The organism is Candidatus Avelusimicrobium fimicolum (genome assembly GCF_021632165.1).
GTDB lineage: Bacteria > Elusimicrobiota > Elusimicrobia > Elusimicrobiales > Elusimicrobiaceae > Avelusimicrobium > Avelusimicrobium fimicola.
Window position 1 is genome coordinate 26,474 of sequence record NZ_JAJWTS010000010.1, and the last position, 14,714, is coordinate 41,187.

At 47.8% G+C, this 14,714-nt stretch carries 11 protein-coding genes; 1 reads left to right on the forward strand and 10 read right to left on the reverse strand.

Features of this window, described 5'->3' with window-relative positions; all coding sequences use genetic code 11:
- Positions 1 to 17: 17 nt before the first annotated feature.
- The 8 genes from ACQY2K_RS04975 to hpt form a co-directional block, all read right to left on the reverse strand.
- Positions 18 to 917, reverse strand: a complete 900-nt coding sequence (locus ACQY2K_RS04975) for an alpha/beta fold hydrolase (RefSeq protein ID WP_177746567.1) — start codon at positions 915 to 917, stop codon at positions 18 to 20.
- A 9-nt stretch (positions 918 to 926) separates the two neighbouring features.
- Positions 927 to 1,817: an NAD(P)H-hydrate dehydratase gene (locus ACQY2K_RS04980; protein ID WP_428040972.1), complete on the reverse strand. Its 891-nt coding sequence runs from the start codon at positions 1,815 to 1,817 to the stop codon at positions 927 to 929.
- Entirely contained in the window at positions 1,814 to 2,161 is a 348-nt protein-coding gene (gene acpS, locus ACQY2K_RS04985) for a holo-ACP synthase (protein ID WP_428040973.1), read from the reverse strand. The genes ACQY2K_RS04980 and acpS overlap by 4 nt, the downstream gene beginning before the upstream one ends.
- Positions 2,161 to 4,002, reverse strand: a complete 1,842-nt coding sequence (gene glmS, locus ACQY2K_RS04990) for a glutamine--fructose-6-phosphate transaminase (isomerizing) (protein ID WP_428040974.1) — start codon at positions 4,000 to 4,002, stop codon at positions 2,161 to 2,163. Before glmS ends, acpS begins: the two co-directional genes overlap by 1 nt.
- 9 nt (positions 4,003 to 4,011) lie before the next feature.
- Entirely contained in the window at positions 4,012 to 4,728 is a 717-nt protein-coding gene (locus ACQY2K_RS04995; RefSeq protein WP_428039375.1) for a pyridoxine 5'-phosphate synthase, read from the reverse strand.
- Positions 4,725 to 6,077 (reverse strand): phosphoglucosamine mutase, encoded by a 1,353-nt coding sequence (gene glmM, locus ACQY2K_RS05000; RefSeq protein WP_428040975.1) that lies wholly within the window; start codon positions 6,075 to 6,077, stop codon positions 4,725 to 4,727. The genes ACQY2K_RS04995 and glmM overlap by 4 nt, the downstream gene beginning before the upstream one ends.
- Positions 6,078 to 6,150: 73 nt before the next feature.
- On the reverse strand, positions 6,151 to 8,082 hold the full coding sequence (gene ftsH, locus ACQY2K_RS05005; protein ID WP_428039377.1) for an ATP-dependent zinc metalloprotease FtsH: 1,932 nt from the start codon (positions 8,080 to 8,082) through the stop codon (positions 6,151 to 6,153).
- Complete coding sequence (hpt, locus tag ACQY2K_RS05010) at positions 8,082 to 8,612, reverse strand: hypoxanthine phosphoribosyltransferase (protein WP_177746582.1); 531 nt, start codon at positions 8,610 to 8,612, stop codon at positions 8,082 to 8,084. Before hpt ends, ftsH begins: the two co-directional genes overlap by 1 nt.
- A 128-nt stretch (positions 8,613 to 8,740) precedes the next feature.
- On the opposite strand from hpt, the gene ACQY2K_RS05015 reads away from it, so the two are divergent.
- Positions 8,741 to 10,105, forward strand: a complete 1,365-nt coding sequence (locus ACQY2K_RS05015) for a hypothetical protein (protein WP_428040976.1) — start codon at positions 8,741 to 8,743, stop codon at positions 10,103 to 10,105.
- Positions 10,106 to 10,155: 50 nt separating this feature from the next.
- Here ACQY2K_RS05015 and mutL read toward each other — a convergent pair whose 3' ends face one another.
- Both mutL and mutS read right to left on the reverse strand, forming a co-directional pair.
- Positions 10,156 to 12,024, reverse strand: coding sequence for a DNA mismatch repair endonuclease MutL (gene mutL, locus ACQY2K_RS05020; RefSeq protein ID WP_428040977.1), 1,869 nt, complete (start codon positions 12,022 to 12,024; stop codon positions 10,156 to 10,158).
- Entirely contained in the window at positions 12,017 to 14,578 is a 2,562-nt protein-coding gene (gene mutS / locus ACQY2K_RS05025; RefSeq protein WP_428040978.1) for a DNA mismatch repair protein MutS, read from the reverse strand. The genes mutL and mutS overlap by 8 nt, the downstream gene beginning before the upstream one ends.
- Between the last annotated feature and the right edge of the window lie 136 nt (positions 14,579 to 14,714).

A 14,714-nucleotide genomic window follows, 5' to 3' on the forward strand; every position in this document is an offset into this window, starting at 1 on the left:
ACCGGGCGGGTATAAAATTATAAATACTGTCGGAAAAAATCAGCCAGGCGCTGTTTGTATTCAAAGCCGCCCACCTCGGCGCATTTGTTGTGGCGCGCCCCGGGCACGAGCCAAATTTCCTTGGGGTCGCCTGCTTTTTTAAACAGCATTTTGGCCTGTGCCGCCGGGACCAAATTATCATACCGTCCGTGGATAATAAACACAGGGCGCGGGGCAATTTTAGGTATATTGTATTTGGGGCTGTACCGCTCCGGATTTACACCCAAATTCTTGCGGATATAATGCAAAATAATCGGGATAATAGGGAAATAGGGCACCTTATTATGCACCCACGCCCAACGGGACACCACGCGGCGGAACGAATAATAAGAGGCTTCCGCCACTACACAGGCCACTTCGGGATTGCGGGCGGCTTCGCAAATAGCCACCATACCGCCCATTGATAAACCGTAGAGGGCGATTTTTTCGCAAAACTGCGGACGCGTTTCCTTTAAAAAGCGGATAGCCGCCGCCGCATCTTTAATTTCCAAATAACCGATAGAACTCGTTTTGCCGCCGCTTTCCCCCAGCGCGCGGAAGTCAAAGTAAAACAAGTTAAAACCCAAATCGTGCAGAAAATAAGTATTCTTTAAAATATCCGCGCGGTTCATTCCCCAACCGTGCATTAAAATAATTGTTTTATTGGAATATTGGGCACTTGGAATAAACCACCCGCGCAACTGCACCTTGTCCTCGGTTTTAAAATATACATTTTCATAAGGCAGCCCATATTGGTCCGGCCACGCATCCAACGGCTTGCGCTTGGATGTGGGATGTAAAACTTTCTTGGCACAATGCACGCAGAACCAAACGGTAAACAGCGCGAGCAGCGCCAAGGCACCGACAATACTTACGATAACAGTTAATACGGGACTCATACGTCCTCCTTATTTTAAAATTTCGCCAAATGCTTCCGGCACATACGCGGCCGTATCCCGCGCCAATACGCCGTAATCCGTCCGTTTGCGCGCGGCCAAATCTCCGGCTAATCCGTGCAAATATACACCACAGCAGGCAGCCGGTAAAGCCGTATTTAAAAATCCTTTTTGCGAACCTGCCTGCGCCCACAACCCGGCTATCACACCGGCCAACACATCACCCGAACCCGCCTTAGCAAGAGACGGGCCTCCCGTAGTGTTTTGATAAGTTTGCTCCGCTCCGCAGACCAAAGTTTGCGGCCCTTTTAACAGGCAAACCCCGGACGTCTTTTGCTGTAAATCTTCCACCTGGGTTACGCGCTCCTCTGCGGTGGAGGCTATACGGGAGCGCAGTAAACGCGCCATTTCCCCCGGATGAGGCGTAAAAATACAGGGGCGGTTCTTAGGCCACCAAATGGTCCAGGCAGGGTCTTTGGAAAGCGCGTTTAACGCATCCGCATCAGCCACTAATGGTAAATTACAAGTTTGCAAAAACGGAATAATAAGAGGGCTTTCTCCCATCCCCGGCCCCAATACAACCAAAGAAGGTTTTTGGCACGCCGTAAAATCAGTCAGTTCATAAAGCCCGTCGGCGGAAAGCAAGCCGTCTTCGGTTTCCGGCATTGGGAGTGTAATTACTTCCGGCAAAGCGGCGGCAAAAGCAGGCTGCATACTTTTGGGAAGTGCCAAAAACACCAGCCCCGCCCCGGCCAAAAGCGCGCTTTTGGCGCATAAATAGCCCGCACCGCACATAGTGCGCGACCCGGCTACCACCAGCACCCGACCAAAGGAACCTTTATGGGCCTGTTGGGGGCGGGCGGGAAGCCACGAACGGATTTGTTCCGGCGTAATTAAGTTCATTTTTGCACCACCGCCGTTGCCAACGCATATTCTTTGGTATGCGTGAGCGAAATTAAAATCATCAAATCTTTGGCCCGTTCGTCCGCCACCGTTACTTGCGGGCAACCGTTTTCCAAATTACTGACTTGGATATTTTTAAACGCAATTTCCGCAAACGGGAGCGCCTTAAAAACGGCTTCTTTGGCGGCAAAACGCACGGCTAAATGCTCGTACTTGTTTTTGCGCGCCAAAGAATAATCAAGTTCGTGCTGTGTAAACAGGCGGGATAAGGCCCCCGGCTTTTGGGCCAAGATTTCTATCCGTTTTACTTCTACGATATCTGTGCCCAAGCCGATTATCTGCATTATTCCACCGTTACACTTTTAGCCAAATTGCGCGGTTGGTCAATATCGCACCCCAACCGTTTGGCAATCCAATAGGCCAAAAATTGGAGAGGAACCACATCCAACACCGGCTGCAACAACTCGTTTGTTTGCGGGACAATAAACACTTGGTCCGCCACGTCCGCAGCCATTTTGGCTCCGGCCTTGGTGGTAACCGCCACCACAAAAGCACCCCGCGCGCGGCACTCTTGACAGGCAGAAAGCATTTTTTCAAACAACGCATCGTGCGGCATTAAAACGATAACAGGTGTGCCTTTATCAATAATGGATATCGGCCCGTGCTTAATTTCTCCCGCCGCAAAACCTTCCGCACTGCGGTAAGAAACTTCTTTTAATTTAAGCGCCCCTTCCAACGCAATGGGAAAATTGACATTGCGGCCCAAAAAGATAAAGCGGTCCGCCTTATAGATTTTGCGGGTTAAATGGCGCACCTCATATTCCAATTTGACGGCTTCGCCCATATCCTTGGAAAGTGCTAACAGTTCCTTATATAACTTTTCAAAAGCAGTCTGGCTCAAATTGCCGTTGGCCTGCCCCAAGAAAGCAGCCAACGCATACATAGATGTAATTTGGCTGGTAAAGGCTTTGGTGGAAGCCACGCTGATTTCCGGCCCGCAATGTGTAAAGAAGGTACTGTCGCAAGTGCGCGTAAGAGACGACCCCAGCACATTACAAATGGCTAATGTGCGGAAACCTAATTCTTTGGCTTTTTTAACAGCCCCGATAGTGTCCGCCGTTTCGCCGGATTGGCTGATAGCAATCGCCAAGGTGTTCGGCAATTGCGGAACGGTGCGGTATTTATATTCGCTAGCCAAGTCCACGCTTACTGGAATTCCGGCTAACTGTTCAATATAGTATTTCCCGACCAGACCCGCGTGATAAGCCGTACCGCAGGCAATAATATGAATATTACGCAGTTGACGCAATCCATCGGTATCCAAGCCTAATATTTTGCCAAAGTCCGTGCGCGCGGTACGCAAGGTGTCTTCAATGGCTTGGGGTTGATCGTAAATTTCCTTTAACATAAAGTGGGCATAGCCGCCTTTTTCGGCAGTTTTTTGGTCCCACGAAATCTTAACGGGTTTTACTTTTTTTTCTTTGCCGTCTTTATCCAATACAGTTACCCCGTCAACGTGCAGAACGGCCACATCCCCTTCTTCCAAAAACAAAACTTTATTCGTATGTTTTAAAAAAGCGGGCACATCAGAGGCTAAAAAGTTTTCGTCCTTTCCCACGCCAACAACCATCGGGCTTTGTTTTTTTACCCCAATCAACAACCCCGGCGTGCGCGCCCACATTACTCCGTAAGCATACGCACCGGAAATTTCTTTATTCGTTTTTTGAACGGCTTTCAACAAGCGGTCTTGGTCGTGAGAAGCCCGGACGTGCAGTAAATTTTCCTCAATTAAATGGGCTATTACTTCGGTATCTGTTTCGCTTTTAAAGCGGTGGCCGCGCGCTTCCAGTTTGGCACGCAGGGTTAAATAGTTTTCAATAATTCCGTTATGTACCACAACGATATCACCGGTGCAATCAGTATGCGGGTGGGAATTCTCCTCGCTGGGCTTGCCGTGGGTGGCCCAACGCGTATGCCCGATACCCGTAGTGCCCTTGGGATTGGCAATCAGCGTGGCTTTTTCCAGTTCAGCCACTTTGCCTACGGCGCGGACCGTAACCAAATTGCCGTTTTGCAATACGGCCAAGCCGGCAGAGTCGTATCCGCGGTATTCCAATTTTTTCAAACCGTCAATAATATAAGGTACGCAGTTATTATTACCTACATAGCCGATAATTCCGCACATAATACGCTCCTATAAAAGTTCCTTCATCTCGCTTACCGCAGCAGGCAACCCCGCAAAAACGGAGCGCGTAACAATGGAAAAGCCAATGTTCATACAGGACATCCCGCCAATATCGGCTACCGCCAGCACATTGTGGTAATCCAGGCCGTGTCCGGCGTGTACTTCCAACCCTAATTCTTTGGCAAGCAAGGTGGAAAGGGCCAAATCCTGCAATAATTTTTGCGTTTGTTTGGCGGTAGTGGCTTCGCTGTAATCGCGGGTGCACAGTTCTACAATATCCGCGCCCAATTTGGCTGCGGTGCGGACAGAAGCGGCATCCGGGCTGACAAAAAGGCTTACCAAAATACCCTTTTTATGCAGCCGTTCAATCATTTCAAGCAAACGCGCTTTTACCTGAGGGGTAAATTTCAAACCGCCAGTGGTGGTTACTTCGCCCGGTTCTTCCGGCACGATACACACCGAATAAGGCTTGTATTTTAACGCGGCCTTTTCCAGTTCCGGCGTATAGGAGCATTCCAAATGGATTTTGCCCGGAAAAGTTTTGCACAGCAGAGCCAGGTCCTTCTCGTTAATATGGCGCTCGTCTTTGCGTAAATGCACCACAATAAAATCGGCCCCTGTTTCCAGGCATACGGCAGCGGCATCCACCGGGTCCGGCCACGCGGCACGGCGCGCCTGGCGCAAGGTGGCGATATGGTCAATATTTACACCTAACTTTAAACTCATTTGCACGCCTCCGTTTTTTGTTTATAAAGGGCTTCCACTTCCTGCATTACCCGGTTGACGACAGAAATTTCTTTCCCCTCTACCAAAATACGCAGTTTAGGCTCCGTCCCGCTGTACCGTACAATGACGCGGCCTTGGCCGTTCATTGTTTTTTCTATTTCGGACACACCGGACAAAAAGCCGGGCAAAGAATCTAACGGGGGCTTCGCCGTTACCGGCACAGCCGTTAATTGGCTGGGGTATTTGGACCATTGGTCGGCAAACCAACTGACGGGTTTGCCCGATTTTTTGACAAATTGTAAAAATTGTAAAGCAGACAGAATACCGTCGCCCGTGTTGGCAAAGTGGCGGAAGATAATATGCCCGGAGGTTTCTCCGCCTACGGACAAATCACCTTTTTCCAACGCTTCGGAAACGTATTTATCCCCAACGGTTGTCAGTTCCACTTCTACACCGTTTTCCTTTAAATAGTTAATGCACCCCAAGTTAGCCATAATGGTCAAAACGGCTTTGTTATTGTTCAAGCGGCCTTCTTTTTTTAAGCACAGAGCGGAGGCGGCAATAATATTATCACCGTCCAACTGGCGGCCCTTTTCATCGGACGCTATCACGCGGTCGGCATCGCCGTCAAAACTAAACCCGACAAAGGCTTTTTCCTTTTGGGTTAATTCCTGCATAAACTGCGTGTGTAATGCACCCACATTTTTATTAATGTTGGTTCCGTCCGGCTTGGCAGCGGTTACGACAACGTCCATACCAAGACCCGCAAAAACATTTACGGCAACCTTGGAACTTGCGCCGTTAGCACAATCCAACACCACTTTGGTTCCTTCTAATAAAGAAGCATCCACCGTGGACATCAAAAATTTTTCATATTCTTTAACCAAGGATACATCTTCTTTGAGGGCTCCTTTGGGGGAAGGAATATCCTGCAAAGATTCAATTTCGGCCTCAATGGCATTTTCCAATTCTTCGGGGAGTTTTGTGCCGTGATTAGTAAAAAATTTGATACCGTTAAATTCAGCCGGGTTGTGGCTTGCGGAAATAACTACCCCGCACAGGCTGCCAGTTTTTTTAACGAGGTACGCCACACAAGGAGTCGGCGCAATACCTACGCTAATAACATCCGCCCCGCTGGCGCGGATACCTTTTTCCAAGGCGGCCAAAATAGCCGGGCCGGAGGCGCGGGAATCCTGCGCGATAATGACTTGGGGCTTTAAATGCTCGTTCTTTGCATATTCCTGCAACTCACGCAAGGCGGCATAGCCCAATTTTTGGATGAAATCATCCACCAACGGAAACTGGCCTGCTACGGCACGAACCCCGTCGGTTCCAAAATACTTTCCCATATACACTTCCTTTTGCACCGGCGGGCGCACAGCGGCCCCGGCGCGGTTAGTCCCGCTACAAAGTTTAAACGCCCTAAAAGAGTTCCGCCTGTTGAGCCTCCGGCTTTTCGGCTTTCGGCGCCTTCGGTTCCTCTTTTACGGGTTCTTGCTCTGCGGGCTTGGGCGAAGCATCCTCCTTCGCAACGGGTTTCAAGCCCAAAATTTCGTCAATTTCCTTGGCGTCCACCACTTCTTTGGCAAGCAGGGTTTCTACCAATTTATCAAATGCCACGCGGTGGGAAGAAATAATTTCTTTTGCGCGGGCATAGGACGATTTAATCAAATCTAATATTTCCTCATCAATGGTGCGAGCGAGTTCTTCGGAATATGTTTTGTGGCGCGAAAGGTCGCGGCCTAAAAAGACTTCGCCGTCGTCGCCGTTTGGCAAGGCAATCGGCCCCAATTTTTCGCTCATACCCAATTCCACCACCATTTTGCGGGCATAAGCCATTGTTTTGTTGAGGTCATCGCTGGCTCCGGAGGTGATTTCGCCAAAGACAATTTCTTCGGCGGCACGTCCGGCAAGCAAAATACACAGTTTATCCAACAGTTCAGATTTGCTGGTTAAAAATTTATCTTCCAACGGCAGTTGCAAGGTGTAGCCCAAAGCCTGGCCGCGGGGAATAATCGTAACCTTATGCACCGGGTCCGAGTGGTTCGTCAAGCGCGCCACTAACGTATGTCCGCACTCGTGCGCGGCGATGACACGCTGTTCGTGTTTGGAAATAATACGGCTCTTTTTCTGCGGCCCTGCAATTACGCGTTCAATGGCTTCGTCCATATCGGCAGAAGTTACAGCCTCTTCGTCCGCACGCGCGGCCAAAATAGCAGCCTCGTTAATGACGTTTGCCAAATCGGCCCCTACAAAGCCGGGGGTTCCTTTGGCTACAACTTTCAAATCTACATCCTGGCCCAATTTTACTTTTTTGGCGTGAACTTTTAAAATTTCCTCACGGCCTTTTAAATCCGGTGCGGGAACGGAAATATGTCTGTCAAAACGGCCGGGGCGGATTAAGGCCGGGTCCAGCACGTCCGGGCGGTTGGTGGAAGCCATTAAAATAATGCCTTGTTTGCTTTCAAAGCCGTCCAGTTCAATTAACAGTTGGTTTAAGGTTTGTTCGCGTTCGTCGTGCCCGCCCCCAATACCGGCAAAGCGGCGGCGGCCTACGGCATCCAATTCGTCAATAAAGATAATGGCAGGAGAGTTCTTTTTGGCCTGGTCAAACAAATCACGCACGCGCGCCGCGCCCACACCTACAAACATTTCCACAAATTCCGAAGCAGACGCGGAGAAGAAAGCCACTCCCGCTTCTCCCGCTACGGCTTTTGCCAGTAAAGTTTTCCCCGTTCCGGGCGCCCCATACAAAAGCACGCCTTTGGGCAGTTTTCCACCTAAACGCTGGAATTTTTTGGGGTTCTTTAAGAATTTAATAACGTCTTCCAATTCTTCCTTGGCTTCGTCGCAACCGGCCACATCTTTAAAGGTTACGGTCTGCTGGGAAGGGTCCTGCATTTTGGCTTTGGAGCGCGCAAAGTTAAGGGCGCTTTTGCCGTCATTTCTTTGCGGACGGAGAAAAATAAACCACCATAAGCCAATTAAAAGTACAATCCACAACACATTGAACAGAATATTGCCCAACCAACTGTTGTCCTTTTCGGCTTTGTATTTAATTTTGGCGGCGGATAATTGGTTCACTAGGTCCGGGTCTTCCATACGCACCGTTTTAAAGGGAGCGAACTGCCCGTCCTGCTTTTTATACATCCCGGAGATAACACCCGGGGCCACCGTCAAGTCCGACACTTCGGCTGCGGCTACTTTGTTTTTAAAGTCGGAATAGTCTAATTCCGCCTGCTTGGGGCCCTGTTTATTAAACAACAACACGGCCAGCGCAAAAATAGCCAACCAGCCTACAATTTGACCGACGGATACAATCCGGCGGTTGTTCGGACGCTTATTATTCTTCATTATTTTCTAAATACTCCAATATACGGCAAGTTGCGGTACAGTTCGTTATAATCTAATCCGTACCCAATCACAAATTCATCACCCACGGTAAAACCAATGTATTTGGGGTGGACATCCGCCTTGCGGTTGCAAGGTTTATCCAACAGACAGCAAATTTCAATGCTGGCCGCGCCGCGGTTTTTTAAATTGCCGAGCAAGTAATCCAAGGTAAGCCCGGTATCTACAATATCTTCTACGATAACGACGTGGCGACCTTTAATGCTTTCACGCAAATCCAACATCGTGCGCACTTGGCCCGTGCTGGCCGTTCCGCCCGCATAAGAAGATAAACACATAAAATCCATATTGCAATCTACGCTGATGTTCTTCATCAAATCGGAATAGAATAAAATGCACCCGCGCAAAATACCTACGAATAACGGCTGTTTACCGCGGTAGTCGGCGGAGATTTGGCGGCCCAGTTCTGCACAGCGAGCCGCGAGTTGTTCCTGCGAAAATAAAACACGTTCTAAAACGGGAATATCAGACATAACCCCTCCAATAGAGATATATAATACAGGATACCTTTTTTTCGCCTGAAAATAAAGAGGACCGGACCCAGGGGAATTTAGGCCTTTTGGCCCTTGTGTTTTGCAGGTAAAAACCTTATAGTATAAATATGAAAAAATTAATTACCTTTTTATTTGCTTTTTTGTTTATCCTCGCCCCGGTGTGGGGACAACGTGGTAAAAACGCGGATTTGGACAAACGGCTCCAAATATCTATCCGCACCCATAAAACTAATCAAGATTTAGAGATGCAGAGAATCCTACGCCAAGAAACGGATAGAAACCTATTAAAGGTTATTTCTTGGCAGGAGTTTTTGCGTTTAAATGAAAAGGCAAAAGAGCGCTTATTAGCATCCACCCGATTGGAGGCAAAAGCCCTAGAATTGCAACTAAAAGAAAATCCTAATATGGTTTTACCACAAATAGAATATAAGAATTCCGTGCCAGACTATTCGCACGCCTTTACGCACAAATATATTTTTATTTCAGAGAACATCTCTCACGACACTAAATCCGCCCCGCAAGAAGTAATTAATATTTTGAAGGCCGCCCGCAACGCGCGCCCCAATGCCAAAATTTTACTCGCCCAAGAGTTTTTAAGTTGGATGGGAGAAAGTAATGATTCTTTGCTTAAAAAACCGGGCCAAAATTCTGAACTATCTTCTGGTTATCCGGAAGTAACCCAAGCAGCCGACAAATTGAAGATAGACCAACTGGCTTTGGATGATATTATTTATATGGCCTATGAAAAAAATATTGCTGTAAAAAATGGTAAATATATCGTTTGGGTAACGCCACAAGACAAACTGCCCCTTTTAAAGGATAAAGGATGTGATGCCTTATATACCCGGTGGGCTTCCGCATATCAATTTATTGGGATATCCCCGTTTGGGGTTTTGGAACGCAATTACCAATGGGCCAGACGAATAAAAGCGGCAGAACCCCTTTACGATCTGATTTTGGTATATGCTGGCAGCGGCCATTTAAATAACACCTATTCCAATGATCTGCCAACACTGCTTAAATGCAAGGATTTTGCCCATATTGCGTTATTTCCTACGGATCCAATAGACCAGGCCGTTGAGAAAGACTACGAAACGCGCTTTTTAAAAGGGGAACAATACGCCATTACCAATGACCAACAACAATACCAAGAGGACGCCCGTTTACAAGAACAAGTAACCCGTGGTACTACCTTTAAACAATCGCTTGACCAAACAGAAGAAGAAACTCACCAATCCCGTGAAAATTGGAAAAATAAAAAACTTCCGCTGTGGTTTAGCCTAACAAAAGAGGATCTTCTCCAAGCGAATCCTAATTATAAAACACCTAATGCCTTAAAAAATTATATAGAGGCCCATTGTACCTATAAAATCATTTTGGCAGAACCACGCGTTGAGCAAGAACAAAAACCGGAGGTTTGCCCTGCGCCTAAAACTATGCCAATAGGGCCCAAACACAAAAGTTACATTTAGCAGCAAAAGCCCCGCTTACAGGCGGGGCTTTTTACTAGGTGTTTGATAAATTAGCGACCAAAAAGTTTATCCAACTGCTTCATATCCAGTTGCGCTACGCACGGACGTCCGTGCGGACAATGCATTCCGTCCTTGCATTTCTTCATATTCTCCAAAAGGCCTTCGGCTTCGGCAGGCGATATTTGGTCGTGCGCTTTAATGGCTTTTTTACAGGCCAGCATTGCCACCATTTTGCGCTTTAAGGTTTCGGTAGATTTAGACGGGTCCCCTACCACCTGCGACAAAGAGACGATAAATTCTTTCATATCGTCCTCTTTAAAGCGAATCATATGCGGCATTGTGCGCACCAGTACCGTACGGGCAGAAAAAGGCTCTAACTCAAAACCCGCCGTTTTAAGCCAACCGGCCCAAGATAAAAGCGTTTCCGTATTGGACGGGGGCAAGTCAACGTGTACCGGGAAAAGCAGTTTTTGCACCTTTACGGAGCGGGCTTCAAAAGCCTCCAAATAATGCTCAAACAGGACTCTCTCCTGCGCGGCGTGCTGGTCAATTATCACCAACCCCAACGGATTTTCAAACAACAGATAACTGCGCTGTAACTGGCCCAAATAATGATACGGGCCACGGTACCACTCCGGCGCATCAGCAGAAACCAAATCTGCCGGTTCAGCAGGTGATGCCACGGACTTAGCCGGAACAGACGGCATTTTGGACGGTTCCTCCGGCCGGGCCACATATTCGGCTGGTTCCTCGGTTTCCCGTAAAGTAAAATTATTTTTAGGTTTAAAATCACCCAATTTTAAAGGTTCCGCCACCGTTTGGGCAAAGGTTTCCATCGGGGAGGGTGTAAATAATTTCTCCGCCGCAGGCTGTGCAGGGGCCGGCAAATCTATTTTGGGAGGCAGCGTTACTTGCACCGGACGCGCATTTTTGAAAATAGTTTCTCCCGCCGCGTTCATTACAAAGCCAAAAACCTTACTTTCGTTTACAAAGCGGATATCGCGCTTTTGAGGATGAATATTTACATCAAAATCCGCAGGATTTAACGTCATATACACTAAAAATGCCGGGTGGCGGTCCTTCGGGCGGACATTTTGATAAGCCTTATAAATAGCCTGTTGGACGGTTTTGGAATCAATCGGACGGCGGTTTACAAAAATATATTGCATATCCCGCACAGAAACCAATTTGTCAGCGGGGGTCAAAAAGAGTTTCAGGCCCAGTTCCCCAAATTCTTTAAATAAAAGAGACTGCGCCACTTCTTCGCCCAAAATTTGTTTGGCGCGGGTCACGGCGCTTTGCGGCAGTTCGCCTGTTTGGGCGGGTAAATCATACACAAAACGTCCGTTAATCATCACGCGGTAGCCAACCTTTAAATTGGCAAGCGCGCTTTCCTCAATCACCTTTAACAAGCAAGCACGTTCGTATGAATCACTTTTCAAAAATTTTAGGCGCGCGGGAACATTATAAAACAAATCACGAATTTCCACCGTAGTTCCCTTGATAGACGGAGCCGGACTTTGGGCAAAAATCTTTCCGGCGTGAATTTCCACCCGGTGCCCCTGCCCGCTTTCCCGGCAACTGGTAATCGCCATCCGCGATACAGCCGCCACAGAATACAGGGCCTCCCCACGAAAACCAAATGTTTGCAAGGTTTCCAAATCACTAAATGAATTAATTTTGCTGGTAGCGTGGCGCTGGATACTCAACAGCAGGTCATCTTCGCTCATTCCGCACCCGTTATCGTTAATGCGGATTAAGGTGCGGCCGGCGCCTTCTATATCAATATTAATGGCACTCGCGCCCGCGTCCACTGCGTTTTCCAGCAGTTCTTTAAGCACGCCCGCCGGGCGTTCAATTACCTCGCCCGCGGCGATTTTTCCGGCGGTTTTTTCGTCCAATAGATGAATATTACTCATTAATCCGTTTCTTCCACTCGCAAATTAACTGCAATGCCGCCATAGGGGTCAACTGGTCGGTATCGGCCAGTTTGATTTCCTCCACAATGGGAGAGGAAAATAAATCTTTGACCATATCTTGCTCTTTGGCGGAAATTTTGGAACCTTTTTTTGCCTCTAAATCTTTGAGAACCTTTTTGGCGCGCAAGGTACAGGCCGCCGGCAAGCCCGCAATCTCAGCGACGTGAATCCCATACGAGCGGTCTGCCGCGCCCGGTAAAATTTGATATAAAAAAGCCAGTTTGCTTTCGCCGGAAGCATCTTGATATTCCTTGGCCTCCACGTGATAGTTGCGCACGCGGGCATACTTGTTTTCCAAATCCACCAGTTCAAAATAATGCGTGGCGAACAGCACCTTGGGGCCGCCGTGCGGTTTATATAAATATTCCACAATGGCCCACGCAATAGAAATTCCGTCAAAGGTAGAAGTTCCGCGGCCAACTTCGTCCAATAAAATCAAACTGCGCGGAGTCATAGAAGCCAAAATATGGGACGTTTCGTTCATTTCCACCATAAAGGTAGAATTGCCTCGGCCCAACGCATCGTGCGCACCGATACGCGTCATAATTTTATCCACCACGCCCAAACGCGCCGCCGAAGCGGGCACAAAACTGCCCATTTGCGCTAAAATCGTAATAATAGCGGTTTGCTTTAAAAATACGCTCTTTCCCCCCATATTGGGGCCGGTAATCAGCATAATTTGGATTTGCTGGCTGCCGATATTCAAATTATTCGGCACAAAACTGCCCGCGGGCAAGGTGTCTTCCACTAACGGATGTCTTCCGTTTTCGTAATACAGTTCGGTTCCGTTGTTTACCTCCGGCTTAGTCCAGTTGCCTTTCATGGCATCTAACGCAAGGGACATATATACGTCCAGTTCCGCAACAATTTGCGCAAAGGCTTTCAAATGGTTAATTTGCGCCGCCAAGGTTTTGCGGACTTCATCAAACAAACTGCTTTCCAAACGGATAATTTTTTGCTCGGCATTTAAGATTTTGTCTTCCAGTTGTTTGAGTTCTTCGGTAATAAAACGCTCGGCATTTACCAAAGTTTGCTTTCGCACATAGTTATAAGGCACTTTGGCAATATGGCTTTTGGTAACTTCAAAATAATAACCAAAAACAGAAGTATAACCCACTTTTAAGGTAGTAATACCTGTTTTTTCGCGTTCGCGCGCACAGATATCTTCCATACATTTATTGCTGTTGGCTTTGAGCGAGCGAAGTTCATCTAACCCGGCATTGTAACCTTGACGGATGACGTGTCCGTCGGAAATTTTTAAGGGCGGATTTTCACTAATAGCATCATACAGCACACGCGCCATATCGCGCAGCACTGGCAAATGCTCCTTGAACGATGCAGCCAAATACGGCGCGACGCGTCCGTATTGTTCAAACCAACGGGCAATCGGGTCCACGCTTAAAAGGGAATTGCGCAAGCCAGACATATCGCGCGGAGAAGCCGTACCCGTAGCGGTGCGCGTCATAATGCGCTCAATATCGGAAATGTTTTCCAACAGGGCAGATAAATCGGCAAGGGCCGATTGATTATTTACAAATCCCTCCACCGCGTTTTGGCGCACGGCAATATCCGCCGGGTCCATAAGCGGATGCAAAATCCACTCCTTTAACTTGCGGCTGCCCACCGCTGTTTTCGTTTTATCCAACAAGGCCCATAAACTGCCTTTTCTGTTCCCTTCCTGGCTTTTAACCAATTCCAAAGAGGCTACGGCATTTTCGTCAATTTGCAGGCAATCTTTCAGTTCTCGGTAGGACGGAACCAGCACCCGTTTAAAACTAGGCTCGGTAACGTTTAAATACCGCATAATAAGGAGCGCGCACGCCAAGGCACTGCGCTTACTGCCCCACGCGCTCAGTGCAGGCCAATTTTCCGGAAGGGTATAGTCCCCGTCAAAAGCGGGTTGCTCGGTAAGCGTTAAATTAGCGGGCAAAACAATTTTAGTTTTAAGTTGCAAAAGGGTGTCTTTATCCGCAATAATTTCGGAAGGATTTACCGCGGCCAAAGCGGCGGCCAGATTGGTTAAAGAAATATCTTTATCGTTCTGGTTTATCCAAAATTCTCCTGTGGAAACCTCCACGCACGCCATTGCCCACCCCGTTGGCAACGACATAACAGAAACCAAATAATTGGATTGGTTGGCATCCAGCAAGGTGTCTTCCATTAGCGTACCGGGGGTAATCACGCGAATAACTTTGCGTTCAAACAGTTTGGTGTTTTTGTCCATTACCGTACTGGTTTGCTCGCAAATACCGATTTTTTTCCCCGCATTTAATAAGCGGACAATATAGTTATTGGCCGCGTGATACGGAATACCACACATCGGCATACCGTTGCGCGCAGTAAGAGTAAGACCCAAAAGGGCGCTAATTTCGCGCGCCTGGTCATCAAACATTTCGTAAAAATCACCCAGACGGAAAAACAACACGATATCGGGATACTTGGCCCGTGTGTCAAAATATTGCTTCATTAAAGGGGTAAGGGCAGTCTTTTGCATAGTGATATTCTAGCAATTTTTCCCCTTTTATGGCCCGACGGCAACCTTTTATGTGGAGAATAATTTTATACATAGATAAAGAAATGACAGAAACGTAATTTTTTGTTATAATATTTGTACCTAGTTGTTTAAGTAA

Excerpts from the sequence above, each read along its gene's own strand:
- ftsH (WP_428039377.1), bottom strand. The coding sequence starts at position 8,082 with ATGAAGAATAATAAGCGTCCGAACAACCGCCGGATTGTATCCGTCGGT.
- ACQY2K_RS04980 (WP_428040972.1), bottom strand. The coding sequence starts at position 1,817 with ATGAACTTAATTACGCCGGAACAAATCCGTTCGTGGCTTCCCGCCCGC.
- ACQY2K_RS05015 (WP_428040976.1), top strand. The coding sequence starts at position 8,741 with ATGAAAAAATTAATTACCTTTTTATTTGCTTTTTTGTTTATCCTCGCC.
- ACQY2K_RS04995 (WP_428039375.1), bottom strand. The coding sequence starts at position 4,728 with ATGAGTTTAAAGTTAGGTGTAAATATTGACCATATCGCCACCTTGCGC.
- mutL (WP_428040977.1), bottom strand. The coding sequence starts at position 12,024 with ATGAGTAATATTCATCTATTGGACGAAAAAACCGCCGGAAAAATCGCC.
- glmM (WP_428040975.1), bottom strand. The coding sequence starts at position 6,077 with ATGGGAAAGTATTTTGGAACCGACGGGGTTCGTGCCGTAGCAGGCCAG.
- ACQY2K_RS04975 (WP_177746567.1), bottom strand. The coding sequence starts at position 917 with ATGAGTCCCGTATTAACTGTTATCGTAAGTATTGTCGGTGCCTTGGCG.
- acpS (WP_428040973.1), bottom strand. The coding sequence starts at position 2,161 with ATGCAGATAATCGGCTTGGGCACAGATATCGTAGAAGTAAAACGGATA.
- mutS (WP_428040978.1), bottom strand. The coding sequence starts at position 14,578 with ATGCAAAAGACTGCCCTTACCCCTTTAATGAAGCAATATTTTGACACA.
- hpt (WP_177746582.1), bottom strand. The coding sequence starts at position 8,612 with ATGTCTGATATTCCCGTTTTAGAACGTGTTTTATTTTCGCAGGAACAA.
- glmS (WP_428040974.1), bottom strand. The coding sequence starts at position 4,002 with ATGTGCGGAATTATCGGCTATGTAGGTAATAATAACTGCGTACCTTAT.